Here is a 25,601-nt window from a genome sequence, read left to right on the forward strand (position 1 = left end):
TGTAGCTTTCCACGGCGGTGCGGGGGAAGGGGGATCAGGAGTTCGCCATCTTTATCCTCCGGACGCGCGGCGCATCGAATTGGAGATCGTGAATATCAGCAGGGAGAGTACGATCCAGCCGAGCAGCCGATAGAAGGCGAGGCCATACTGCCAGACGGTTGGCCGGAATGCGAGATCTCCAAGCCAATTCGCCGTTTCTTTGGCAAAGTCTTGAAGTATTGCCAGGGGTTGTGTCTGGATCACAGGAAGCGCCGGAGCGGAAAAACGGAAATTCGCTTCGGAGCGTATGCCGCAGCGGGTCTCCTGTCCCAGATCGATCAGCGGGAGGAGGGTATCCAGCGCGTAAATTGGCGAGTTTATCTCTCCGCGGCAGGAGACGTCGAGCTTCGACCTGTCGGCAGGCTCGCCGGGATGTGCATCGGCGACCGCTGCGACGTATATGTCGGGTGACGCCGCCAGGACCAGAAGCTCCTCTTCCAGCGCTTTCTCGGTCGCCCATATCCCGAAGAGAAGAAGCAGGCCGAATGTCGTGAAGGCCCTGAAAGTCGAGAAGCCATAGCCGAAACCGAGGCGATAGAGGGCGGTGAACGGTCGCCATATGAAGGCCGTTTCGACCTTGTCTTTCCAGGCCAGCTTCAGACGCGAAATCCTGCGAAAGTCTTCTTCCTGTCCCTGCTTGCGGAACACGCCGGCAAGCTGTTCGAAGGGTTGGGGCGTGAACTCCTCTCGCGATGGCCGCAGATCCTCGTATTGCAGCCGAAGCCAGCGTTTCCTCGCCTGCCAGGGGCGGGAGTATTTCTCTGCCTTGCTGTTTACCGCCTGCTTCCTTATCCACAAGGTGAGCCAGATGGCCGCCGCCGCGACAAGCGCGAACAGTGCGTATGGTGAAGACGATAACTCCCAGGCCATGTAAGCCGCGAGCAGCACGACGGCGAGCTTCAACAACGCCCGTCCTGCATATCTGGCAGGCTTCCGCCACAGGTCCTGCATGATTGGAAGCCTATGCGCTCGGCCGCGCTCTTCGCGAATGTCGTCGCCACCATCGGTAATTCTCAGAGCGTCGTAGGTGAAGCCGGCCAAGGTCAGGCGTACACCGTCCGGCCATGCCTTCCCGTCCTTGTCGTGGAGTTCACAAACGTGGGCGTTCTGGAGATTGATCTCGGGTCGAGTGCGATATTTTTCCGACAAGGACCGCGATGCCGCGAGGAGCCGCCGCCGCCTGGACTTGTCTAGTGATCCGTAGGTTGGTGTCGCCGCCAGAGTGGGGCAGAGCGGCCATTCGCCCGGGCAGGCCACACCCGTGGTGTCGAGATATTTCAGCGGCTTCAACTGGGCAATCTGCAACGACAGGCCGTCGTACCGGCTTTCGTCATCCGTCATCTCTACCATCAGATCCTTTCGGAGAGCCAGCGTCGAGCGGAATATCGCAGGCCCGTACCAGATCGAAACCCGCGCAGCGCAGACATACTCGGCCGGGTGCGTCACGCCTACAGCGTCTGACGGCACTATCTCGATGTCCTCCACCGTCTGCTTGGCGCTTTCAGGGAGGATCGAGTAGAGCCAGCCACTACGCTCGATGATCATGAAGGGGCCGAGGTCCCCGCAAATGTTGTGGCAAAAGAGGCGCAGGTACTCCTTGATATTGTCTTCGGAGTCGAAGTTTACCTGGGCCTTCCGCAAAACGGAAATGATGGAAGGACCAGTTCCGTCGAGAATTGCAAGCTGTCCGTCGGTTTCAAGAATGCCCGCGCTGAACCGGCGCTTCTTGCCATTGATCTGGAGTTCGTGAAACAGGACGCCCGGGGCAAAAGCTAACGGGTAGCTACGCATCTTCAGATCATGGTCTGAGCCGAGGTTATTCTTCAGCCGGTCAAGGCCTGTCACGGCTTCGACCTTCAGGTTCGATACCGCCAACGTGCTCTCGATCTGCGCGCCGTTCATGTCGATCAGCCTGATGTTCTCCGGAGTGCAGACGAACTCCAGGGGCTCGGCATTGTTGCCGAGGTACACGGACCGGATAATTCTCGTGTCACTGAGATCAATTCCGCCTCGGAACCCGCCGGAAATCAGCAGTCGGCCGTTGACAGTCAAGGCGATCAAATGAAGGACGGCTGCCTGGGTTTGCATCTCGGGAGCGGTCATCGCCTTGGACGGCGAACTTTGCTTGTGGCTGATGTCCAGATCGGAGAGTTGCAGGTCTCCCTGGAACCCGCAGCCAACCATTCGCATATCGCCCACTACGGTCGTCCTGACCATCTGATCCGCGGCGCCAAGCGCTCCTGTTATCAGGCTGCCTATGCTCTCGCAGCCTGAGACGTAGATCGCGATCGTGTCATTCGGCGCGGCCTCGAAGAGACCGGCGGTGAGGTCGATGACGCTGGCGATTCGGGCATTCATCATCACGATCATGCCTAGGCTCTCGAAGCGGGCCACCATGCCGTTCTGCACGGTCTTGCCTCGGAGACCGACGAAGCCGGACACGGAAAGTAACTGGCCGTTGAATGCTGCACCTTCGCCGGAAACCAGGCGGGCGCCGGCCATGTACACATCGCCCTGTATATCTGCACCGCTGAGGCTTACCCCTCCCAGGGCCGCCGCGCCGTCTATCAGATAGACTGAACCTTTGATTTTTGCGCTGGCCAGATTGAGGGCGAAGTTCAGGATCTCGTTGTTCCTGTCGATGTCGTCTCGGAGCGCCGGGCCGACAAGCAGGCTCTGCTTGATGAGAACAGACCGACCGATTTCAGAGTGGCGCAGATGAATATGGCACAGCCCCTGAGGCCTGCTCACCTCGACTGCGTGACCGTGCTGTGCTTCTGATTGCGGTTCGCCTTGGGGGGGCTGCGGGCCTCTTGAGCCGAACCAGTTGTCTGCGGCCTCCTGACCACTCCTTCGGTCGACCGGCTCAGATGACCGAACTTCATCGAGTTCGACCGAACCATGGACGAAGACACGTTCGCCGTCGATCTTCTTCAGGGCGCATTGCTTGAAGCGAATGTTTGTGATGGCCGAGCGTGCAATCGATATGTCGTCGTGAAAGATGCAATCGATGAAGACCAGCGAGATCAGAGCATCTTCCCGGGTGGGATAAAGATCAGCAAGGTCAAGTTTTCCGGTGATGTTTGCGTGCGAAAGACTGTAGGCGCTGTCTCGGTGTCGAGTATCGTGGGTCTTGAGATCAGCAGCCAGGATTGCATCGCGTAAGGCCGATGACGAAATTGGCTGGTGTTGTTTCATCGCATCGAAAACGATGGCGTTACCGGAAAAAAGCTGCTTTTCGACTTCGGTATATTCCATTGTCGCGGCTCTCCAGGTTGAGGACGCGATAATTGCATTAATGATTAGTTAATGCAATGTATGGCTGTATTTTCAACTTTGGTCCTGGAGTAAGAAAAGCGGCCGTTTCCGGCCGCTTTCCCGTGTCTTTGCGATTGTCTCGGTCGACTTACTCGGCGGCGACGATCTTGCCGGCGTCCCACTTGAAGAGCGAGAAGCTCTGCGAGGTCAGGTCGCCGGTCTCGCCGTAGGTGACCTTGCCGATGGCGGTGGCGATCGGTTCGCCCGACTTCAGCGCGGTCGTGACGGCCTCTGCATCCTCGGCGCTGCCGGCCTTCTCGATGCCGGCCTTGATCACTTCAACGGCGGCATAGGCATTGAGCGTGAAGGCTTCGGCCGGGATGTTCCGTGCGGCGAGCGCGTCGGCGGCGGCCTTCGAATCCGGGTTCTTCAACGCGTCGGAGGCGTTGGTGAAGACCGTGCCGTTGGCGGAGTCGCCACCGATCGAGGCGTATTCGCTGTTCGACAGGCCGTCGCCGCCGACGATCAGCGCCTTGATGCCGAGATCGGCGAGCTGACGGGCCAGCAGGCCGCCTTCGGGATGATAGCCGCCGAAATAGACCACCTCGGCGCCGTCCGCCTTGAGGCGGGTCGTCAGCGCGCTGAAGTCCTTGTCGCCCGCGGTCAGCGCATCGTTGAAGACTTCGGTCACGCCGCCCTCGTTGAGGGTCTTCTTGAAGGCGTCGGCCAGACCCTTGCCGTACTGGCCCTTGTCATTGATGATCGCGACCTTCTTGTCCTTGAAGTTGGCGAGCACATATTTCGCCGCAACTTCGGCCTGCTGGTCGTCGCGGCCGCAGGTGCGCAGGACATTGGTGAGGCCACGATTGGTAAGGTCCGGCGCGGTTGCCGTCGGCGTGACCATCAGGATGCCGTTTTCGGCAAAGACGTCGGAAGCCGGGATGGCGACGCCCGAGGTGACAGGGCCGACCACGAAACGGATGCCTTCGCCGACCAGCTGGTTGGCGGCGGATACGCCCTGCTTCGGCTCGCCCGCGTCGTCGGCAAGTTTCAGCACGACCTTTTCGCCGTTGATGCCGCCGGCCTTGTTGATTTCCTCGACGGCGACTTCGGCGCCGTGCTTGACCTGTTCGCCATAGGCGGCGACCGGACCGGTCAGCGGCGCGATCAGGCCGATGACGATGTCGGCGCGTGCGCCGGCTGTCGATGCGAGAAGTGCGGCGAGCGCCGCGCCGGCGAGAAGTTGAAACTTCATGTCTGTCTCCTTGGGAGCAACGTTCCGATCTGTGCCGGTTTGTCGCTGCTCGGGTTCGATTGTTTCGTCCCAGTCATTCTTCTTTAACGAAAGTTCAAGCATGAAAAAAGGCCGCGCGGGACGCGGCCTTCGGTCGCTGCACCGGAAACCGGCAAACTCAGATGTTCGCCACCAGCACCTTGCGGAGCTTGTCGAACAGTTCGTCGATCTCGTCCTTGGTGATGATCAGCGGCGGCGAGAGCGCGATGATGTCACCGGTGGTGCGGATCAGCAGGCCCGATTCATAGGCCTTGAGGAAGGCGTTGAAGGCGCGCTTGGTCGGTTCGCCGGCGATCGGGGCAAGCTCGATCGCGCCGATCAGGCCGATATTGCGGATGTCGATGACGTTCGGGCAATCGGCGAGCGAATGCAGCTTTTCTTCCCAGTAGGGGGCGAGCTCGGCGGCGCGGGTCAGGAGACCCTCTTCCTTGTAAGTGTCGAGCGTGCCGAGACCGGCGGCCGAGGCGATCGGGTTGCCGGAATAGGTGTAGCCGTGCATGAACTCGATCATGTGCTCGGGACCGGTCATGAAGGCATCATGGATCTCGGAGGTGACGAAGACGGCGCCCATCGGGATGACGCCGTTGGTGAGACCCTTGGCGGTGGTGATGATGTCCGGCTTGACGTCGAAGAACTGGGTGGCGAAGGGCGCGCCGAGGCGGCCGAAACCGGTGATGACTTCATCGAAGATCAACAGGATGCCGTGCTTGGTGCAGATCTCGCGCAGGCGCTGGAGATAGCCCTTCGGCGGGATGAGAACGCCGGTCGAGCCCGAGACCGGCTCGACGATGACGGCGGCAATGGTCGAGGCGTCGTGCAGGGCGACGATGCGCTCCAGCTCGTCGGCGAGCTCGGCGCCGTATTCCGGCTGGCCCTTGGTGAAGGCATTCTTGCCCGGCAGGTGAGTGTGCGGCATGTGGTCGACGCCGGTCAGAAGCGTGCCGAACATCTTGCGGTTGGAGACGATGCCGCCGACTGACATGCCGCCGAAGTTGATGCCGTGATAGCCGCGTTCGCGGCCGATCAGACGGAAGCGGGAACCTTCACCCTTCACGCGCTGGTAAGCGAGCGCGATCTTGAGCGCGGTGTCGACCGATTCCGAACCGGAATTGGTGTAGAAGACGTGGTTCATGCCTTCCGGAGCGATGTCGACCAGGCGGTTGGCAAGCTCGAAGGCCTTGGGGTGGCCGAGCTGGAAGGCCGGGGCATAGTCGAGTTCTCCGGCCTGCTCGCGGATCGCCTCGGTAATCTTCGGGCGGCAGTGGCCGGCATTGACGCACCAGAGACCGGCGGTGCCATCGAGCACCTGGCGGCCGTCATGGGTCGTGTAATACATATCCTTGGCGCCGACGAAGAGGCGCGGTTCCTTCTTGAACTGGCGGTTGGCCGTGAACGGCATCCAGAAGGCGCGCAGATCGTTCGGCGTGGTATTCAGGCGGTTGGACATCAAAGCTCTCCATGGCCGTTTTCGTGCGGGCGGCCATTTCCCGGTTGGCGGCGCAGGGCCGGATATTCCAGAAAAACCACGTCAAATTAACAGGGCACCCAAGGTCGTCAACCGTCATCAACAAACATCATGGATGCCCGAGGTTCCGGTTATGATTGCGCGTGACACGGCACGGTCGGCGGGCCCGGGTCCGGAGCTCCAAGTATTTTCCCTCAAAACCCGTCATCAAGACTTCGTGTGATCGACCTATGGTCGGTCCTGCAAAGCATCCGGACATCGGTCCGCCAGATCTATTTCAGCCAAACAATCATTTTTACCCGGGAGAACTTATGTCTGATCGTCGCAAGACAAGGGCGCGGCCGAATCCGCGTCGCGTATTCGCAGAGACCTATGGTGAAGTCCTCGCAGAAGGGATTGCGCGCCGCAGCGTCCTCAAGGGCCTGTTTGCGCTTGCCGGCAGCGCGGTCATCCTGCCAGTGCTCGGCGAGACGGCGCGTGCTGCAGCGGCACCGACCTCGACCTTCACCGAACTTGCGCGGGTTCGCGACAAGGACGATCACTGGCCGACGGGCTACAGCCGCCAGATCCTGGCGCGCTGGGGTGACGGCCTGTTTGCCGACAGCCCGGACTTCGATCCGGCGAAGCTGGACGGCAAGGCGGCGGAGCGCCAGTTCGGCTACAACAACGACTTTACGCATTACATGCCGCTGCCGCCGGGTTCGACCGGCTCCGAGCACGGGCTGATGCTGGTCAGCCACGAATATGCGACGCCGTTCCTGATGTTTCCGGAGCTGACGGCCGACGACTATCGCGAGAAGATGACCGAGGACCAGATCCGTGCGGTGATGGCGTCGGTCGGACTGTCGATCTTCGAGGTGAAGAAGGCCAATCGCCGGTGGGAGATCGTCCGTGACGGCCAGTACAACCGCCGCATCCACATGGGCACCGAGATGGCGATCTCAGGTCCGGCCGCGGGCGACGATCGCCTCAAGACCAAGGCGGATCCCGTGGGCAGGACGGTGTTCGGCACCATCTCCAACTGCAATGGTGGCATCACGCCCTGGGGCACGCTGCTTTCGGGCGAGGAAGGCTCGATGGACGTCTTTGCCGGCGACTTCACCACGCTGCCGAATCAGGAGCTGGTCGAACGTCAGGGCTGGGACGAGGAGGACAACGACATCTACGGCGCCGGGCGGATCGAGCCGCGCTTCCGCTTCGAGGAAGAGCCGAACGAGTGGATGCGTTTCGACTGGGTGGTGGAGATTGATCCCCTCGATCCGGCGTCGAAGCCGGTGAAGCGCACCGCGCTCGGCCGTTTCACCCATGAGGGTGCGCAATGCGCCGTGGCGCCGGACGGCCGCGTCGTGGTGTTCATGGGCGACGACGACGATTTCGAATATCTCTATCGTTTTGTCACCCGCGACCCATGGAACCCGAACGACCGTGCCGCCAATCGCGACCTGCTCGACAACGGCACGCTGTCGGTCGCCAAGTTCGAGAGCGATGGCACCATGTCCTGGCTGCCGCTCATCGCCGGAGAAGGGCCGCTGACGGCGGAGGCGGGCTTTGCCAGCCAGGCGGACGTGGTGCTGAACACCCGCGCCGCTGCGGATCTGCTCGGGGCGACGCCGATGGACGCGCCGGAGGGCTTCGTGGTTCATCCGAAAACGGGCAAGCTCTATGTCGCGATGACGGAGAACGAAGACCGGTTGCCGGCGGGTGAGGGGGATGCGGAAGAGCAGGTGAACCCGGCCAATCCGCGCGGTCCCAATCCGCATGGTCACCTCCTCGAACTGGTGCCGCCGGGCGGGCCGGACAAGGCCGATTTTGCCGCCGCAAGTTTCCGCTGGGACGTTTTCGTCCTGTGCGGCAATCCGGCGGTGGCGGAGGACGGCGCCCTGTTCCATCCGGCGACTTCGGTCAACGGCTGGTTCACCGATCCCGACAACCTGTCGGTCGACCCGGCCGGGCGGCTGTGGGTGGCGACCGACGGCCCGCCGCCGGAGGGCATTGCCGATGCCCTGTTCGTCGTGGACACGGAGGGCGAGGGACGGGCGCTGCCGAGGCTGTTCTACGTGGCGCCGGTCGGATCGGAATGCTGTTCGCCGACCTTCACGCCGGACGGCCGTTCGGTGTTCGTATCGATCCAGCATCCGGGGGAACTGCGCTTCGAAGACGACGAGGATGCAAGTTCGATCGCCGATGCCGGCACGAACTGGCCGGACTTCAAGGAGGCTCAGCCGGCGCGTCCGTCTCTGATCGTGCTGAGCCGCGACGACAGCGCGGCGGTCGGGAGCTGAACCCCGTTCGCCTTGGTTCAACCTCACCAAATAGTCCGGCCGGCAGATCGGGGATCTGCCGGCCGGACAATCTGGTCTTCGTGATCAAAAACGTCGCTCGCAAGACAACCGGACCGGAAACCGGCCGAGCCCTCGTCACCGCCCGGAGGCGGTTACCATCAGGCGGCTGCGGTCTTGTTTGCGGTGTTCGCGCAATAAATATCTTCCAGCGTGCCGAGGATCTTGATGACCGATTCGGAGGTGCTGGAATAATAAATCGTCTGCGCGTCGCGGCGGGTCTTCACCAGCTTCTGGGCGCGCAATTTGGAGAGGTGCTGGGACAGTGCCGACTGGCTCAGTCCCACCTGGTTGGCGAGAACGCCGACCGGAACTTCGCCTTCGACGAGGCTGCACAGGATCATGAGACGCTTGGGATTGGCCATGGCGGAAAGAAGGCCTGCTGCTGCAATGGACTGTTCGGATAATGCCTTGGTTTTCATAACTTCAACTTTCGTTTCTCGGACACCATCGGGGGAAGGCGCCGGCTGCAATCCGTCAATTTACCTATTACGTAAGTGTAACAACGCGAAGATAATTGTATATGCCTAAATTTAAGGTACCGGGTATGCTGTATTAGGGATTTCTTAAGGGAGTTCGGCCCGTGTCGCTATAAGATGCCCAAATTCGTATCTAACGAGTAAATCGCCGCAAATTAGGTCAATTCCGGCCCGGTCGACCCCGCAGATGGCCCATTTCCCGGGCTTCTGTCCACAATGCGTCGTGGCGATAGAGAGGGCATATTGCGGGCCGCGGGCCACTAAATCTTGCAGTGCCTGCTCCTCGCATCCCGAAAAATCACCCCCCATTGCCGGGGGGATGAGGAAGTCCTCGGCGCCGAGGATGTAGGCCCGGCCGAAGCCGCCATTGAGGCTGGCGGACTGCGGAACAAGGCGGAAGAAGCGGAAATCGGGGAAGTCGATGTAGAGCTTCGACTTCGGATGGCGGGCGATGAAGCGGGTGCGCAGGCGAGCGTGATCGGCGCTGTCGCGCTCCACTGATTCGGCCAGGCAGTGGAGCGTCAGCCGCGCATAGGCGAGGGGGTCCCCCTTGCCCGGCTCGCCGGCCAGGAGGGAAGCCCGCCGGTCGGCGCTCAGCGCTTTGGTATGGGCGGAGAGCCCCGACACCAGGATGACGGCGGAGCCGTCGGTGTCGGTGCCCAGCAGGACCCGGCTGACCGAGGGAAACCCGGTCTGCGGGTCGAGCACGGCCAGGGAGACATAGCGCGCCGATCGAAGGAGCCGACGGGCAAGCGCGCGGGCCTCCTCGTCGGTTTCCCGGATGACCGATGGCTTATCCGTCATGGCATGCTCCTTCCTGCGTCCGGCCCTGAGCGGATGTCCGCTCAGGCCTTGCGACGGTGCAGGGTCAGGCCGGAAACGACATCCTGGGCCGAAATCGTCCCGATGACGTTACCGTTGTCGACGACGCCGATTGTGCCAGGCTGACGTGACAGCGCGTCGAGAATGTCGACGAGCGGTGTCTCCGGCCGGGCCGTTCCGGCGACAGAGCCGGCGCCGGAGGCGTTCTCGACGCCGGGATGCATAACGTCGCGCGCGGTGAGCATGTTGATCGGATTCATGTTCTGCACGAAGTCGGCAACATACTGGTCGGCCGGGTTCTGCACGATCTCCTGCGGCGTGCCGCACTGGATGATCCGGCCGCTTTCCATGATGGCAATGCGGTTGCCGATCCGGAAGGCCTCGTCGAGGTCGTGACTGACGAAGAGGATCGTCTTCTTCAGGCGCGACTGGAACTCGAGCAATTCGTCCTGGAGACGCGTGCGAATCAGCGGGTCGAGTGCCGAGAACGGCTCGTCCATCAGGAGGATCGGCGCGCCGGTGGCGAAGGCGCGGGCAAGGCCGACGCGCTGCTGCATGCCGCCCGAGAGCTCGTTGACCTTGCGGTTCGCCCATTTCGACAGGTTGACCAGCTCGAGCTGTTCTTCCACCTGCTTGCGGCGCTCGGCTTCCGGCACGCCGGCAAGCTCGAGGCCGAAGCCGACATTCTCGGCGACCGTGCGCCAGGGCAGCAGACCGAACTGCTGGAACACCATCGACACGGTGTGCATGCGCAGGTCGCGCAGGGCCTTGGGGCTGGCGCGGTAGGGGTCGACCGCGCCGTTCGAGGTCTTGACGCTGACATTGCCGCGCACCACGGGTGCGAGGCCGTTGACGGCGCGCAGCAGGGTCGACTTGCCGGAGCCGGACAGGCCCATCAGCACAAGGATCTCGCCTTCCTTGACCGCGAGCGAGGCCCCGGCCACGCCGAGCACCAGCCCGGTCTCGGTGCCGATCTCGTCGCGGGTCTTGCCCTGGTCGACGAGGGCCAGCGCCTTCTCCGGATGATCGCCGAAGACGATATCGACATTTCCAAAAATGACGGCGTCGGTCATGCGTCGTCTCCCGATTCAGAACTGCGGAACATGCGATCGAGGATGATCGCCAGGATGACGATGCAAAGGCCTGCTTCGAAGCCCTTGGCGACATTCACGGTGTTGAGCGCGCGCACGACCGGAACGCCGAGGCCGCTTGCACCGACGAGGGCGGCAATGACGACCATCGACAGCGACAGCATGATGGTCTGGGTGAGGCCGGCCATGATCTGCGGCATGGCGAAGGGCAGTTCGACCTTGCGGAGCACCTGGCTCGGCGTCGCCCCGAAGGCCTGGGCGGCTTCCACCAGCGACGGCGGGGTGGAAATGATGCCGAGGCGCGTCAGGCGGATCGGGGCGGGGATCGCGAAGATCACCGTGGCGATCAGGCCCGGGACCATGCCGAGGCCGAAGAGGATGAGGGCCGGGATCAGGTAGACGAAGGTGGGGATCGTCTGCATGAGGTCGAGCACCGGGCGCATGCCGGCATAGATCCAGGCGCGGCGGGCGGCGAGGATGCCGAGCGGCACGCCGACCAGCATGCTGACGGTGGTGGCGGCAAGCACCAGAGCCAGCGTCTCGGTGGTTTCCTTCCAGTAGCCCTGGTTCATGATGAGAAGCAGGCCAAGAAAGGTGAAGAGCGCCGTGCCCAGCGAGCGGTGCAGCCACCAACCGAGGCCGGTGGCAAAGGCGACGATCACCAGCGGATGCGGCGCCTGCAGAACGAACAGGAGTCCGTTGATGATGTGGGAAAGGAGAAAGGAGAGCTGGTCAAAGAGCCACTCGCCATTGGTGGTGAGCCAGTCCACGAAGGACTTAGCCCAAGCCCCGATCGGAATCCGGTTTTCGGTGAGCCAATTCACGTTGTTCGCACCCGTCGCAAATTAAGAGCTGAAGATCGACGATATGACACATCTTCGCCGAAGCAAAGCCGCGGCAGAATTCATGTGCATACAGCTGGTGATAGTGCGCGCCACACCCCTTTCCTCCATGTGCGCGGCGCAGGTATCGAAAGGGGCGGCCGAGCCGCCCCTCCGACGATCGTTCAGAGGCCGAGCGAGGCCTTGACGGCCGGAAGTGCTTCCTTGCCGTCCTTGGTGGTCACGCCGGCGAGCCACGGCTCGATCGCAGCGCCGTTGGCCTTGAGCCATTCGGTCGCAGCCTTTTCCGGATCCTCACCGTCGTTCAGGATCTTGCCCATGATCTGGTTTTCCATGTCGAGCGAGAACTTGAGGTTGGTGATGAACTTGCCGACGTTCGGGCATTCCTGGACATAGCCGGCGCGGGTGTTGGTGTAGACGGTCGCGCCACCGAAGTTCGGGCCGAAGGTCGAGTCGCCGCCGGTCAGGTAGGTGACGTCGAAGGTGGAGTTCATCGGGTGCGGTGCCCAGCCGAGGAAGACGACCGGTTCGCCGGCCTTGTCGGCGCGTGCGACCTGGGCAAGCATGCCCTGTTCGGAGGATTCGACCAGCTCGAGGCCGCCCATGCCCATCTCGTTCTTCTCGATGAGGGTCATGACGAGGCGGTTGCCGTCGTTGCCCGGCTCGATGCCGTAGATCTTGCCGCCGAGAGCGTCCTTGTGCTTGCCGATGTCGGAGAAGTCCTTGATGCCGAGTTCAGCGCCCTTGGCGTTGGTGGCGAGCGTGTACTTGGCGCCTTCGAGGTTCACGCCGGTCGAATCGACCGACTTTTCGTCGAGGTAGGGCTTAACGTCCTTTTCCTGGGCCGGCATCCAGTTGCCGAGGAAGACGTCGATGTCCTTGTTCTTCAGGGACTGGTAGGTGACCGGAACCGACAGAACGGTCACGACCGGCTCGTAGCCCATGCCCTTGAGGATGACGGAAGCCGTCGCGGTGGTGGCGGTGATGTCGGTCCAGCCGACGTCGGAGAAGCGTACGGTGGAGCAGCTTTCGGGCTCGGCTGCCATGGCCGGAGCGGCTGCGAGGGCGACGGCCGAAACCGCCGAGGAAAGGATAATGCGGTAAAATACAGATGCGTTCATTGGAGGCTCCCTTTTTTTTGAGTTCCCAGTCAACAATCTATAACGGACAAATTCAACCCTGCCCGTTGCATTTGCGCCTCATTCCCCTCCCTGTTTGCGACTCGTCAAATCTTTCTGCGAACCGATCCTTAAGTCGAGGTTGGGGTAAGGAAGTCCCTGATATCGTTGAAGTCGCTTGACAGATGTCAATGGCGCGGCAAGTCGCCCCGTGGCAAAGGACGCGAGAATGGTCTATTCTGTCCAATTGACGGGCCGCACGCGCGGCGCGCGACGAATTCCAAAGGAGCGTTCATGAAACTTCACTGTCTGATCCTTGCCGCCTCGATGATGATCCCGGCCGGCGTTGCCTTCGCCGACGGCGATCCGGTGGCCGGTGCCAAGGTGTTCAAGCAATGCATGGCCTGCCACACGGCGACGGAAGCCAAGAACAAGGTCGGTCCGACCCTGCAGGGCATCGTCGGTCGTCCGGTCGCTTCGGTTGCCGACTACAAGTATTCGCCGGCCATGACCAAGTTCGGCGAAGGCAAGGTCTGGAGCGAGGAAGAACTGGCCGCCTACCTGCCGAAGCCGAAGGATCTGGTTCCGGGTACCAAGATGGCGTTTGCCGGCCTCAAGAAGCCGGAAGATATTGCGAATATCATTGCCTACCTGAAGGACCCGGCTGCCGGCGGCAACTGATCGATCTTCCTTATGAGCTGTTCTTGACGGGCAGCGGCGCAAGGTGCGTCGCTGCCCGTTTTTTATTTGCGCCATCTTGCAGGGGCGTGGCGATCCTCCATATCAGGTCTGTATTTTTCTTCCCGGCGCGCCTCTCGCCGGTTCTAAATTTGTTCATTTGTTATAAGGTCGCGGCGACCTGACCGATCGACGGCGATCGGTGACCCGCGACAGCACAGGGAGAAGACCGCATGGCCTCGCTTCAGTCCTTCGACAGCGAAATCGAGAAGACCCGCACGATCGTCAACGACATGAAAAGCAAGCTGGACCAGTCCGGCGGGGTGCTCGACCAGTTCGCCAAGGCTGACACCAAACTCGGCGACGTGAACTTCGACATCGAGAACGCCCGGATCGAGGACGTCATCAAGCAGCAGAAGGTGATGGAGGCGAACATCGCCGACCTGATCATCGGGCTCGAGGATGCGACCAACGTGTTCGGCTCCGAATTCGAGAGCATGAAGAGCTATACCGGCTATGAAAAGTTCATCGGCATCTTCTCCAAGCAGAAGGCGCAGCGCCTGCGCACCGACCGCGTGCGCAACATGTCGCTGGCCGGCAACCTGCAGGAACTTCTCTCCAAGTCCGACAGCATCGTCGGCATCCTGAAGGACCAGCGCTCGGTGCTCGACCAGCGCTACAAGACCTCCGAGGCGAGCCTGATCCAGGTGATCGAGCGCCGCAAGATGACGATTGCCGGCCTCGAGACCACGCAGAAGCGCATCGAGGAGCTGAACCCGATGCTGCTCGACCTGGAAAACAAGATTGCCGCCTCGACCGACCAGTCGGCCCGCACCGAGCTTGAAGGCGAGCGCTCGAAGCTGGCGACCGAATACAATCAGGCGCAGGCCAAGGAGCAGGAGCTGCTGGCCGAGAGCCAGACGCTCGAGCGCTATACCTCGATGTTCCAAACCTTCGTCGATTCGCTCAACAACCAGATCGCCGCGCAGAACACGCTCATCAACAAGCTCACCATCGATACCGAGCAGCGCATCGTGCTCTACAAGGCGCTCGAAGACTCGCTGAAGACGGCGGCGCAGCAGGACGTGGCGCACAAGATCAACACGCTCGGCAGCCAGGTCGATACCGCGGCGGAGGAAACGATGGCCGGCGTCGGTGCCGCCGCGCAGAAGCATATCGGCGACCTGCTCGAGCTGCACGAGAAGAACATGCTGGCGACGCAGGACATCCAGCGCCGCAAGAAGCTGGCCGACGAGGCCTTCGCGCGGCGTTTCCAGACGGTGCTCGACAAGCACAACTCCGCCAATTACGTGAAGCCCTGACGCCACGGCGCGGTTTCTTCCGGCCGGAAACGGCAACTTGCCGTACCCGGCCGGCCGGAGTGCCGAGCCTTCGCTGACGGTCCTGCGGGCGCCGCGGCCTTACGTCTTTCATCGGGGGAATGAATGTCCAAATTCATCTTGAACGCCGCAACGGGCGGAGACGGTGCATCGGGAGCCGGCGGCCGGCTCGGCCGGCTGCTGCTGGTCGCGGCCGTCATCGTTGTTCTCGCCATGTTCGGCCTGAAATCCTTTTACACCGTGGATCAGGGCGAGCGCGGGGTCATTCTCCGGACCGGGGCGGTGGTCGGTACGGCCGAGCCGGGGCTCGGTTTCAAGATCCCGTTCCTCGACCGTGTGGTGAAGATCAGCGTGCAGAGCCGTGCGCAGATCTACGATTCGGTGCCGGCCTATTCGCGTGACCAGCAGGCGGCGGTGATCACGCTTTCGGTCAACTACCGGCTGCCTGCCGCCGAGGTCGAGCGGATCTATGCCGATTACGGCAGCGAAGAGGGGCTGGTCGAGCGGTTGATCGACCGGCGGGTGTTCGAGCAGGCGAAGAACGTGTTCGGCCAGTTCAATGCGGTGACCGCGATCCAGGAGCGGGTGCGGCTCAATGCCGAGACCGAGGCCGCCATTCGCGATTCCGTCAAGGGGCCGGTGCTGATCGACAGCGTGCAGATCGAAAACATCGATTTCTCCGACGCCTACGAGCAGTCGATCGAAAACCGCATGCTGGCGGAGGTCGAGGTGCAGAAGCTGCGCCAGAATGCCGAACGCGAGAAGGTCCAGGCGCAGATCACGGTCACGCAGGCCAATGCCCAGGCGGACGCCGTGCGTGCCCAGGCCGAAGCACAGGCCGCAGCAACCCGGCTGGCCGGGGACGCGGAGGCCGATGCGATCCGGGCGAAGGGTGCCGCACTTCGCGACAATCCTTCGCTGATCGAGCTCACGGCGGCGGAGCGGTGGAACGGACAGCTGCCGACGACAATGATCCCGGGTTCGGCGGTGCCGTTCATCGGAACGAAGTGAGCGCGCGAAAGCGGGCCGGTGAAGACCAAGGGGAAGAAGCCAGACGATGCTCGATGAGAAGGGTGGCCCCGTTGCCCAATATTTCAAGTCGATCGGGGCAGCGCTCGGGGGACTTGAGACTTATCTTTCCAACCCGGACCTGGCGCTGCCGGGCAGCGGCTTCGCCGGGCAACTGCTGTTGCCCTATATCCAGAGGCTGAAGAATTCCTTTGCCTGCTGGGAGAACCGCATCGGGTTTACCGAGCAATTCCGCATCTCGCGCGCAGAGAGCGGCTTTCCGGTGTTCCAGAACGTGCTCGAACTGGAGAACGACCGGTTGAACGCCGGCCAGCGGCTCGCAGCCCTTCCGGACGCCCAGGCGATCCGCGCGGAGATGGCGGATTTCATCCTCAGGACGAAGTCCTTTCCGTCGGCGCTGCAGTCGCAGATGGCCGAGCGGATCTATCTCGAACAGATCGGCAAGGGCGACATCTTCTCGCCCTTCGTCCTGCCGGAAACGGTTCGCGTCAGCGTCAGCGAGAAATCGGGCCGGCCGTATTGCGTCGTCACCTGGGCGGTGTTCGACGGAACCAATACCCTGCCGATGATCTATGTCGCCGGTATCGAGGACAGTTCGGAGAACATCGTCGAGCTCCTCGTCGGCAAGGACGGAAAGATCAACCCGGACCTCGACATTCCGCTGCCGGTGGGTGGGCTGCTCAATCCGCAGCTTGCCGCGAAGTTCGACGATTTCGCCGGCAAGAACGGCGCCTATTCGCTGACCCCGGCGACGATCGCGACGAACATGGACAAGGATTTTCCGACGCTGCATCCGAAGCAGCTCCGGCGAATCGTGCTCGGGCCGTTCTATTCGGCGGGCATCACCGAGAACAATGCGAAGATCAACGAGATCCTGTCGCGGGTGCGAAAGCCGGAAAATGCCTGGCTTCTGACCTGGACGATGCAGGAGGTCTTCTCCAAGGCGGAGCGCCCGGCGACCAAGGGCTTCTTCTCCTCGACGCCGGCGACCCAGGAATTCCACATCGACACCAACGACCTGGAGGCGGCGCGGATGGGGGTGTCGGCCTACGAGAAGCATGCGCTTGTGCCGCACGACGCCTACCAGGCGCTCTACGCCTCGGGTGAGGCCAATGCGATCTTCGGCGACTACAAGGTCCACGTCATTTCCGGCAATCAGGTCGTGAGCGAGGTTTGAGGTCATGAGCAACGGATTGAATGCAGGCCTGACGACCATTCGCGAGGACGAGATCGCCAAGCACCTGGCCGTGGCGCAGGGTCTGGTGACGCGCTTCGTGGCGCTCGATCCGGGCGAGGGGGCGGGCGGCACGGCACTGGCCGGCACCGGGCGGCGCTTCGTGCCGACGGTCTCGACCGGCGGCGTCCGGCGCACGCGTGAGGTCGAGCTTTCGAAGACCGTGCAGTCGACCGGCAGCGGCGATCCGCTGATGACGCCTGCCCAGCACACCGTTCTCTACCGGGTGCGGCGCGGCGTCCAGGTGGCGCTGGCGATCGGCGAGGTCTTTGCTCGGCAGACGGATCTCGAACAGCTCCAGGCGCGCAACATCTCGGCGCCGCTGCAGGGCGAGGAGGCGACGCGCTTCAAGGCGCTGCTATCGGCTTCCGCCTATGTCGCTGCCTTTTCTCTCTCTGCCTACCTGCTGTCGACCCTGCCCGGGGAGGGCGAGCCGGCCGAGGACACGGCAGAGCCCGACTTCCTGTTCGACACGCCGCAGGATGCGCTGAAAAGCATGATCGCGGGGCTCGACGCGGTTCTGAAGGGGGCCGCGGACGATGCCGCGCTGACGGCGCGTTGCCGTGCCTTCGCGCGGGGTTCGATCGACGGTCTGGTGGCGCGCAAGGCCCGCTTTACCGGGCTTTCCGCCTTCGAGGCGAACCATATCCGCATCGACCAGGACGATTTCACGCTGGACGGTTTCGATGTCGCACCCGGCCAGCGGCGCAAGCCGCTGGTGATGACCTTCAAGAAACCCGAAGAGATCATTGGCAACCACATCGCCAAGTTCCAGGCGATGAAACTGGCCAAGATGATGATGGCCTACGACTTCGACCGGCAGATGAATCCGTTCGTCGAACTCGGTGGTTTCCTTTTCACCTTCATCGGCGACGGCATGCCGGGAACGGGCAAGACGATCCTCATCCAGATGATCGCCGGCCTGCTCAACGACTACTGCCAGGTCGCCGGCTACGCCTTCCACTACGAGAATTTTGGCGTCGACCAGATCTCGTCCTATCAGGGCAAGTCTGGGCAGAACGCCAAGGCCTTCATCAACAACGTCATCAATCCGCGAGTGATCGGCTTCGGCACGATCGACGACGTCGACCAGGTGGCGGCCAAGCGTTCGGACGATCGGGCATCCGCCGGTCAGCACGAGGTGACGGCGGTACTGATGGAGAGCTTTGCCGGCGCCTCGACGGTGGTCAGGGGCAACGCCACCTTCGGCATGTTTTCCAACTATCCGGAGAATGTCGACGATGCGCTGCGGCAACGGGCCGGGGCGCGCTGGCTGATCGACGGACCGCAGAGCGAGGAAGACTATATCGACATCTTCGCGCTGCTGATCGGCAAGAACCATTCGATCCCGCTCGGCGAGCATCAGCTTTTTGCCAACCAGGAGATCAAGCGGGCCGTCGGGGTTTCCTACGACAAGCACAACCGGCCCGAGGAAGACGGACTGGTCGCCGTCTGGGAGCGCTACGAGAAGGCAAACGGCAAGATCGAGACGATCGCCGACATCGGCGGCTACCTGCACGAGATCAAGCTCGCCGAGCCGCGCTTCACGGGCCGGGCGATCAAGAACATCACCGACGCGGTCAAGATGCGGGCGATGGACGTCGAGCTGCCGGACGACTGGTTCGCTGCGCCCGAGGTGTTCATGCACAAGAGCTACGACGAGAAGAAGGCGATGATTTCCGAGCTTCGCGGGCCGGTCACCATGGAGATGATCCTCCAGGAGGTGAACCGTTATGCCGACAGCGAGTTCCGCTATGCCGACAAGTCGGACGAGGCGGCGGTGAACGAGATCATCCGTCGTGAGCGGCAGCGCGAGCGGGCGATCGGCGAGATCGAGGCAATGAAGCGCGAGGGCAGGTGGTCGGCATGAACCGTCTCCTCGAAGCTGAACTGATCTATGGCCGGCTGCTCGCCGTCACCGAGCCGCATCTCGTGGCGCGCTACAACAAGGCGCTGTCCGGGTTCGGGCTCAAAGCCACGGCGCTCACCGAATTCGACATCGACATGACCGGCTTTTCGCCGCAGATCGCGGCAGAGCTCGGCGACAAGGACTATCTCGACCCGAACCGGGTCAACCGGCGCTTCGTCATCCTGACGCCCGAGCAGGAGAGCCTTCCGGTCGTACACACCAGCTTTTCCAACACTGCCGGTCTGATGCACGAGTTTTTCACCGCCAATGCGCGGGCGATCAACGCGGTGACGATCAAGGACGCGCTCTACGGGGAGATCGAGGATTCGGTCGCGACGGTGGAGAGCCTCGAGGATCTGCTGTCGATCAACGAGGTGCAGTTCCGGGTGCTCTCGGCGGAGGATCTCTTGGGCAAGGCGGGGGAGCTCCGGCAGCTTGCCGACCGGCTTCAGAGCGAGCCGAACGCCTGGCGCGACGATGCTTTGTTGAACCGGATGGTGGAACTCGCCAAGCTCACCGGCGACATCCGGCAGAACGTGCTGGTACCGGACAAGCTGGTCTTCCGCCACGATGCCTTCTGGGCCAACCATTTCGGCGGAACCTATGTGTTCGTCGACGACAAGGCGACCACGGTGATCTGCGATCCGTCGGCGCCGGGCTTCCGCAGGTCCCGGCCGTGGCAGGTCAGCTACGTCTCGATCAAGGACCCCGCTCAGATCTTCGACTTCCTCGCCAAGACCGGGCGGATCGAGCTGCCGCGGGCGAGCTGGGTCGCAGACTCCGGGCTTTATGCCCTGCGCGCCGAAATGGCGGCCATCGGGCTTGCCTATGGGAGCGACCCGACCATGGATTTTTCCAAGGTCGACGCGGTGTGGCTGCAGACTTTCCTGCATCGCAATGCGGAGAGCGTGGCAAAGGACGGGACCTATCCCTTCCTTCAGGAGATGACCCGCGCGATTGCCGCCACCGGCAGCCTGCGCATCGCCGAGGTCGCGCCGGCGCTCCGGTTCCTCCTCATCCGCGCCCGGCCCGACCATCCCGACCAGTGGCTGACGAACCGGCTGATCTCGCAGATGACGCCCTTCGACTTCGTGTCGCGTTTCATTTTCGACAAGCAGGGCTTTTATGATGCCTACGAAGGGTTTAGCGATGGGTTCCGGGAATTCGTTGTATCGCGCCTGTCGCAGACCTATCTGCAGGACAAGGCGGGTTTCCGCAAACGCCTCTACGGCATAGGAGAAGACGACAATGCTTGATCCGATCATCGCGTTCTTCCAGCGCATCTTTGCGGCGATCGGCCGGGGTGTCGGGCTGGCCGTGGCCGCCGTGCTGTGGCCGTTCCTGGCCGCGCATGGCTGGTACCAGCGGCGCAACTGGCTGATCAAGGGACCGATCCTCCTCCTGGTCCTTGTGCTGATCGCGCTCTACGGCCAGTTCTTCTGGCGCACGCAATTCTGGTACGGCTTCAATACCGAATTCGCCCAGCCCTACAAGTTCAACGACCGCAAGGTGGCCGCGGGCCAGCAGGACAGCGCCAAGCCGGGCGTGTGTCAGAATTCGGCGATCGTCACTGTCGTCGCCGATCTGACGGATGCGAATGTCAACCAGAATGCCTGGGTGTCTTCGACGCTGCTCTACAAGATAGGTCTGTTCGGGGTCGACTGGGATCACACGCCGTTCTTCGACAACAAGGCCTCGTTCCAGCGCGGCGTCAACCAGGTGGCGCGGCGCGTGGCGATCGAGCTTGCCGACAATCTCGGCCGCGTGCGCGGCACCTCGGGCATGAACAATGACCTCCAGGATGCACGCGGCAACATCCAGTTCGACGAGGGGACCTGGTATTTCGGCACCAATCCGATCGGCATCAAGACGCCGACCCCGAGCTATTATCGGTCGGCGGTCGAAAGCTGGCGCAAGTTCAATTCGTCGCTCGAAACCTGCGCGGCCGTCTTCGACGCGCGCGCCGACAACCTCGTGCAGCTACTCGACCGCCTGGCGAGCGATCTCGGCAATACGTCGGACATCCTTCGTCGCCGTTCGGAAGAATTCAACGCCGGCTGGTTCGACACGCGTGCCGACGACCGCTTCTGGTTCGCCTACGGGCAACTCTATGCCCAGTATGCGCTGCTGCAGGCCGTGCGCGCCGACTTCGTCGACGTGATCCGCGAGCGCAACCTGACTGCCGTCTGGGCAGAGATGGAGAAGCAGCTGCAGGGCTCCCTGCGCATCCAGCCGGCGATCATCTCGAACGGTTCGGAAGATGGCTGGATCATGCCGACCCATCTTGCGACGATGGGTTTCTACATCCTGCGCGTCCGCTCCAACATGGTGGAACTGCGGTCGGTGCTCGACCGCTGAGCCATCGCGCTCTCGTCGGCCCGCTCAGGCGGGCCGATCTGGGCTTATTCCTCTTCGTCGGAAAAGGCTGCGGTGCGTAGCCGCTCGAAGAACTCGTAGGTGACGCCGACGAGTTCGCCGGAGGTGCCGGGTCTGGCGCGGAACTTGCCGACGGTGCGGGCGAATTTCCAACAGTCGACACCGCGCTTGACGCGGTAGATGTTGTGATAGCTCTGCTTCTGAGAACAGGCCCGCTCGAAGCTCTCCATCAGCATCGGCAGATCTTCCGGATGGATGCGGGAGCGGAACTCGACCATGTTGACCCGGCCGTCAGTGCTCTCCATGTCGAAGATGCGAAAGACATCCGGAGTGGCATAGAACAGACCGCTGTCGAGATCGATCCGCCAGAAACCGTAGAGCCGGAAGGACTGGGCCAGTTCGACCACCTCGTGTTCGGTCATTCCGACCGAGGTGCAGTCCTGGAATTCCTTGTGATCCAGCTGGTCGAAGCGGAGGGGCAATGTGGTGTCTCTTTCCGCCCTGGCGCGCGGATGGACGAACCGATGCCGCTTCAGGACCTAGTTGATTAGCTTCAGACGAATTGCCTTCGCTACCAACTGTGTTCGATTTACGCAATCCAGCTTTTTGATGGCATTCGTCATATAGGCGTTCACGGTGTGGTCGGACAGCGCGAGGATCTGGCCGATTTCCACCGATGTCTTGCCCTGGGCGGTCCAGCGCAGCACTTCGAGTTCGCGGGCGGACAGGACGTTGGGCGCGACGCTCTCGGCTCTCCGCATCCGGTCGAACATGTCAAAGCCGTGCAGCGAGATCATGCCGAGTTCGTTCATTTCCGACTGATGAAGCGGTGCACGCGCACCGTCGTAGCGCATGAAATAGCGGCCGGAATCCACCGAGTTCATCGGGAAGATCATGCCCATCAGCAAATTGTGGCGGCGCAGCAACTCGTTCATCTTGGCCGGGCATTCGAAATTGTCCGGCTCGCCTTCGGCATCGAGGCGCCAGGTCTGCGGCAGGATCGAATTGCTGAAGCGCGGAAGAATGGGGCAGTTGCGGAGAAAGTGGTTCTTGTCGAACTCGCGGGCGAATTGCGCGGGAAGGGTGCTTTCCAGAACGAGCGGGGAAATCAGAATGTCATTCGGGTTCGGAGCGACCATGATCGTGACATGGTCCAGTCCGAATTCCCGGGCGACCCTCGCCATGATCGCCATGAGCTGGGCGCGTGTCTGGCTGCTCGCTAGTTCTTCGCTCAGCAGCGATTGACGTTCCGCGATTATCATTGAAATTTCGAAAGTTGACAGCTGTTGGTATGTTATTGTTAACAAATATATCAGTCGGACTTAAAAGCCAGAACTTTTTTACTGGTCGAACGACCAAAATTCACTCGAATTCGAAAAAATGCACGCAGCGTGGTAAATAAAACGTGGTTCGACAACTCATGCGTGATCAAACCGGCAGGGCAGCTCCGGTCTTCACTTCCTCCATCACCGCATAGGTATGGGTTTCGCGTACGCCCGGCAACGGCAGTATAACCTCGGAAAGGAACTGGCGGTAGGCCTCCATTCCAGCGACGCGTGCCTTCACCAGATAATCGAAACCGCCCGCCACCATGTGGCACTCCATAACGTCGTCGGAGCGTTTGACGGCATCGGCAAAAGCGTCGAAGACGTCGGGGGTGGTGCGGTCGAGTTTGACCTCGATGAAGACCAGAAGGTTGCGACCGAGCTTCTCCGGCGACAAAATCGCCATGTAGCCGGTGATGAAGCCGTCACGGGTCAGACGTCGGACCCGCTCGGCCGTCGCCGTGGGTGACAGGCTGACACGTTCGGCGAGTTCGATGTTGCTGAGGCGCCCCTCCTGCTGCAGCGTGCGGAGGATCTTGCGGTCAAGCCTGTCCAGTTCTTTCATTGCAAACTACCAGATCAAGAATTTTCAGCGATAGTCACGCAGCATACACCCCGAGACAACGATTTGAACGGTTGCCAAGGCGGGCTTTGTGCCGGGTCAGATCTCGCGTTCGGGCTTGTCGGCCGTCTTGGGCTTGGCCATCAGTTTCTCGAGGAAGCCGAGCATGACGGCAGAGACGACGAAGGCGAGGTGCATCAGCGTCAGCCACATGATCTTGCCGTCGGTGAACTGGTTCACGTTCAGGAAGACCTGGAGCAGGTGGATCGAGGAGATGGCGACGATCGAGGAGGCGACCTTGATCTTGAGGCTGCCGGCGTCGAGCTTGCCGAGGAAGGAGACCTCGTCGTCGGCTTCGTCGAAACGGCTGACGAAGTTCTCGTAGCCGGAGATCATCACCATGACGATGAGGCTGGCGACGAGCGCGGCGTCGATCAGGCCGAGCATGGCGAGGATCATCTCCGCTTCGCCGTAATTGAACACGTTGCCAGCGACCTTCAGGAACTTGTAGCCGAAGGAGACGGCGTAGACCGCAAGAGCCGCGACGAGGCCGAGATAGAAGGCGACGAGGATCCAGCGGCTCGACAGGATGATCCGTTCAACCAGCAATTCGAGGGATTTCATTCGAGGGCTCCAGAGGCAATTCGACGATCGGGGCCAGACATAAGCGGGGGCTCGCCGCTCGGCAAGCCCGTTTGCCGGGCTTTGCCGTTCGCTTCCGGCACCTCATGCGGTGCCGACCGATCTCCAGGTCTTGCCCGGCGCGCGGCCCGTCGTGATCAGGCGACCGTCAGCCGGACGCTGCCGCGATTGTTTTCATAGGCGTGCCAGGCATCGTTGGCGAAGCAGTAAAGATAACCACTGGCCTTCGGCTTGACGTCACCTCTTCACCGATGCGGAAGACTTCGTGCGGCAGGCGTTCGACCGCGCGGCTCCTGCTGCTCTTCTTCGGCGGCGGCTCGTTGTTGGCGATCAGGCCGATCAGGCAGAACCAGTCCTCGTCCTCCTCGCGCTTGGTCCACCAGAAGTCGACCTGCTCGTTCTTCAGGATGGTCTTGGTGAGGTTTTCGAGCTTGCCGAAAAGCGAGGAGGCGACCTGGACGATCTCGGCGGGTTCGAACTTGCCGTCGGCGGTGCCGCCGGGGCCACACTTGATCGAGGCGTCCATCCATTGGCCGGCGGCGGTGAGCTTGTAGGTCTTGCCCTTTTCCAGAAAGATCCCGGTGGCGTTCCAGTGCTGGCGCGCGAAGATGTCGACGGTCGCCGGCAGTGGCTTCAGCGTCCAGTAGTCGCCGGCGTCGAGCGGCGGATCCTGGTGGCGATCGAGCGCGGAGGCGTGGATGTCCGCCGACCGCGGCCGGGTGGTGATCAAAGGCACGGCGCGGGGTCTCGTCTTCAATGCCTTGAACAGACCGGTGACGGAATCGTGCAGGACGTCGTTGGGATTGGGGGCGAGCTGTGACAGCGCCTTTCCGCGGATGGCGAGGCCCGCGGCTTGCGCCTCCTCGATCATCCATTTCAGCGCTCCGTCCGACAATCCCGTCTGGGCATAGCCGCCGCCGACATCGCCGTGGACCCCGGGGAACCACAGCTGCTTCAAGTCGGCGCCGGGCTTCGGGTCCCAGAGCGTCGGAAGGAAGTTCTGGCGCTGCTCGTCGATGGCGACCGCATGGCGGGCATTGGCGACGATGTCGCTCAGCGCCGTATTGTGGAAGCGGTGGCCGTCCGGGTCGTCGATCAGGTTGAGGAAGGCCATGTCGTCGGGGATGCCGAGCGAGCCGACGGTGTCCCAGACGCCGATGAAATGGATGGGCGTCTTTTTGGTCGGGAGTTCTCCGGCCGCCGTGTTGTGGAAGGGGCGGGCCTTCGATGCCTTGATCGGGCTCGGTTCCTCGGCGCGGTAGGCGGCAAACACCTCCTCGATCGACTGCCAGAGCTTGTCGTCGTCAACGGCAGCCGACAGGTCGAGCAGGCCGCATTTCGAGATCATGCCGCCGAGGCTGCGCACCGTGTAGGCGCCGCGGCTGAAGCCGATGAGGAAGATGCGGTCGCCGGGCTTGTAGAGGCCGGCCAACCAGCGATAGGCGCTCATGATGTTGCGATCGAGGCCGCGGCCGGTGCCGCCGCCGACGAGCTTGTCCCACCAGGTGCCGTCGGTGCCGACACCCGGATGGTAGTAGCGTTCCTGGCGCGTGCCGTTTGCTTCCTCCGGGGCGACCGCGTTGTAGAACTTCCAGACATTCGTTGGCGTGGGGACGCCCTGCTCCACCATGTCGGGGGTGTTCCAGGTGCCGTCGCAGCAGACTACAAAATTCATCTTGCTTCTCCCTTCTCCTCTGGATTGCATTATCATCTCATATTTCAACCTATGCACAATGGCTGCGTCGCCATGTCCCACGAG

Annotated in this window: 21 protein-coding genes; 8 read left to right on the forward strand and 13 right to left on the reverse strand. The window is 62.1% G+C overall.

The genetic code is table 11. From position 1 onward, the window contains the following. Nucleotides 1-51: 51 nt before the first annotated feature. The 3 genes from HHL25_RS02020 to HHL25_RS02030 all read right to left on the reverse strand — a co-directional run bounded on the left by HHL25_RS02020 (nucleotide 52) and on the right by HHL25_RS02030 (nucleotide 6,038). On the reverse strand, nucleotides 52-3,297 hold the full coding sequence (locus tag HHL25_RS02020; protein ID WP_169586764.1) for a hypothetical protein: 3,246 nt from the start codon (nucleotides 3,295-3,297) through the stop codon (nucleotides 52-54). Nucleotides 3,298-3,445: 148 nt separating this feature from the next. Next, entirely contained in the window at nucleotides 3,446-4,552 is a 1,107-nt protein-coding gene (locus HHL25_RS02025) for a branched-chain amino acid ABC transporter substrate-binding protein (protein ID WP_169586766.1), read from the reverse strand. Nucleotides 4,553-4,709: 157 nt separating this feature from the next. Further along, nucleotides 4,710-6,038 carry an aspartate aminotransferase family protein gene (locus HHL25_RS02030; protein WP_169586768.1) on the reverse strand — a complete coding sequence of 443 codons (1,329 nt, stop codon included), beginning with the start codon at nucleotides 6,036-6,038 and terminating at the stop codon, nucleotides 4,710-4,712. Nucleotides 6,039-6,367: 329 nt separating this feature from the next. Here HHL25_RS02030 and HHL25_RS02035 point away from each other — a divergent pair, with 329 nt between their 5' ends. Then, entirely contained in the window at nucleotides 6,368-8,338 is a 1,971-nt protein-coding gene (locus HHL25_RS02035) for a PhoX family protein (RefSeq protein WP_169586770.1), read from the forward strand. 158 nt (nucleotides 8,339-8,496) lie between these two features. On the opposite strand, the gene HHL25_RS02040 is transcribed toward HHL25_RS02035, so the two are convergent. The 5 genes from HHL25_RS02040 to HHL25_RS02060 form a co-directional block, all read right to left on the reverse strand. Then, nucleotides 8,497-8,817, reverse strand: coding sequence for an ArsR/SmtB family transcription factor (locus HHL25_RS02040; protein ID WP_169586772.1), 321 nt, complete (start codon nucleotides 8,815-8,817; stop codon nucleotides 8,497-8,499). Nucleotides 8,818-8,961: 144 nt separating this feature from the next. Then, a complete protein-coding gene (locus HHL25_RS02045) occupies nucleotides 8,962-9,678 on the reverse strand; it encodes a HugZ family pyridoxamine 5'-phosphate oxidase (protein WP_169586774.1) in 717 nt (238 codons plus the stop codon). A gap of 41 nt (nucleotides 9,679-9,719) precedes the next feature. After that, the gene (gene choV / locus HHL25_RS02050; protein ID WP_169586776.1) at nucleotides 9,720-10,769 is read right to left on the reverse strand and encodes a choline ABC transporter ATP-binding protein; all 1,050 of its coding nucleotides are present in this window, start codon (nucleotides 10,767-10,769) and stop codon (nucleotides 9,720-9,722) included. Next, a complete protein-coding gene (gene choW / locus HHL25_RS02055; protein WP_169586778.1) occupies nucleotides 10,766-11,611 on the reverse strand; it encodes a choline ABC transporter permease subunit in 846 nt (281 codons plus the stop codon). Before choW ends, choV begins: the two co-directional genes overlap by 4 nt. Before the next feature lie 182 nt (nucleotides 11,612-11,793). Continuing rightward, the gene (locus tag HHL25_RS02060; RefSeq protein WP_169586780.1) at nucleotides 11,794-12,750 is read right to left on the reverse strand and encodes a choline ABC transporter substrate-binding protein; all 957 of its coding nucleotides are present in this window, start codon (nucleotides 12,748-12,750) and stop codon (nucleotides 11,794-11,796) included. 291 nt (nucleotides 12,751-13,041) lie between these two features. Between HHL25_RS02060 and HHL25_RS02065 the strand changes: the two genes are divergently transcribed. From HHL25_RS02065 to HHL25_RS02095, 7 genes are all read left to right on the forward strand, one after another. Beyond that, nucleotides 13,042-13,428 carry a c-type cytochrome gene (locus HHL25_RS02065; RefSeq protein ID WP_169586782.1) on the forward strand — a complete coding sequence of 129 codons (387 nt, stop codon included), beginning with the start codon at nucleotides 13,042-13,044 and terminating at the stop codon, nucleotides 13,426-13,428. Between the two features lie 230 nt (nucleotides 13,429-13,658). Continuing rightward, complete coding sequence (locus tag HHL25_RS02070; protein ID WP_169586784.1) at nucleotides 13,659-14,747, forward strand: hypothetical protein; 1,089 nt, start codon at nucleotides 13,659-13,661, stop codon at nucleotides 14,745-14,747. 231 nt (nucleotides 14,748-14,978) lie between these two features. Beyond that, nucleotides 14,979-15,776: a prohibitin family protein gene (locus tag HHL25_RS02075; protein WP_246701734.1), complete on the forward strand. Its 798-nt coding sequence runs from the start codon at nucleotides 14,979-14,981 to the stop codon at nucleotides 15,774-15,776. Nucleotides 15,777-15,822: 46 nt separating this feature from the next. Beyond that, nucleotides 15,823-16,971, forward strand: coding sequence for a hypothetical protein (locus tag HHL25_RS02080; protein ID WP_169586787.1), 1,149 nt, complete (start codon nucleotides 15,823-15,825; stop codon nucleotides 16,969-16,971). A gap of 4 nt (nucleotides 16,972-16,975) precedes the next feature. Then, on the forward strand, nucleotides 16,976-18,898 hold the full coding sequence (locus tag HHL25_RS02085) for an AAA family ATPase (RefSeq protein WP_169586789.1): 1,923 nt from the start codon (nucleotides 16,976-16,978) through the stop codon (nucleotides 18,896-18,898). Beyond that, on the forward strand, nucleotides 18,895-20,193 hold the full coding sequence (locus tag HHL25_RS02090) for a DUF6638 family protein (protein ID WP_169586791.1): 1,299 nt from the start codon (nucleotides 18,895-18,897) through the stop codon (nucleotides 20,191-20,193). The genes HHL25_RS02085 and HHL25_RS02090 overlap by 4 nt, the downstream gene beginning before the upstream one ends. Further along, a complete protein-coding gene (locus HHL25_RS02095; protein ID WP_169586793.1) occupies nucleotides 20,186-21,295 on the forward strand; it encodes a DUF2333 family protein in 1,110 nt (369 codons plus the stop codon). Before HHL25_RS02090 ends, HHL25_RS02095 begins: the two co-directional genes overlap by 8 nt. 44 nt (nucleotides 21,296-21,339) lie before the next feature. Here HHL25_RS02095 and HHL25_RS02100 read toward each other — a convergent pair whose 3' ends face one another. The 5 genes from HHL25_RS02100 to HHL25_RS02120 all read right to left on the reverse strand — a co-directional run bounded on the left by HHL25_RS02100 (nucleotide 21,340) and on the right by HHL25_RS02120 (nucleotide 25,517). After that, nucleotides 21,340-21,795, reverse strand: a complete 456-nt coding sequence (locus HHL25_RS02100; RefSeq protein ID WP_169586795.1) for a PAS domain-containing protein — start codon at nucleotides 21,793-21,795, stop codon at nucleotides 21,340-21,342. Between the two features lie 57 nt (nucleotides 21,796-21,852). After that, the gene (locus tag HHL25_RS02105) at nucleotides 21,853-22,575 is read right to left on the reverse strand and encodes a helix-turn-helix transcriptional regulator (RefSeq protein WP_169586797.1); all 723 of its coding nucleotides are present in this window, start codon (nucleotides 22,573-22,575) and stop codon (nucleotides 21,853-21,855) included. Nucleotides 22,576-22,741: 166 nt separating this feature from the next. Beyond that, nucleotides 22,742-23,203 (reverse strand): Lrp/AsnC ligand binding domain-containing protein, encoded by a 462-nt coding sequence (locus HHL25_RS02110; protein WP_169586799.1) that lies wholly within the window; start codon nucleotides 23,201-23,203, stop codon nucleotides 22,742-22,744. Between the two features lie 96 nt (nucleotides 23,204-23,299). Then, nucleotides 23,300-23,824, reverse strand: coding sequence for a TIGR00645 family protein (locus tag HHL25_RS02115; protein ID WP_169586801.1), 525 nt, complete (start codon nucleotides 23,822-23,824; stop codon nucleotides 23,300-23,302). Nucleotides 23,825-23,990: 166 nt separating this feature from the next. Next, the gene (locus tag HHL25_RS02120; protein WP_246701672.1) at nucleotides 23,991-25,517 is read right to left on the reverse strand and encodes a DUF2235 domain-containing protein; all 1,527 of its coding nucleotides are present in this window, start codon (nucleotides 25,515-25,517) and stop codon (nucleotides 23,991-23,993) included. Nucleotides 25,518-25,601: the final 84 nt, after the last annotated feature.

Source organism: Rhizobium terricola (assembly GCF_012927355.1).
In the GTDB taxonomy this organism is placed as follows: domain Bacteria; phylum Pseudomonadota; class Alphaproteobacteria; order Rhizobiales; family Rhizobiaceae; genus Allorhizobium; species Allorhizobium terricola.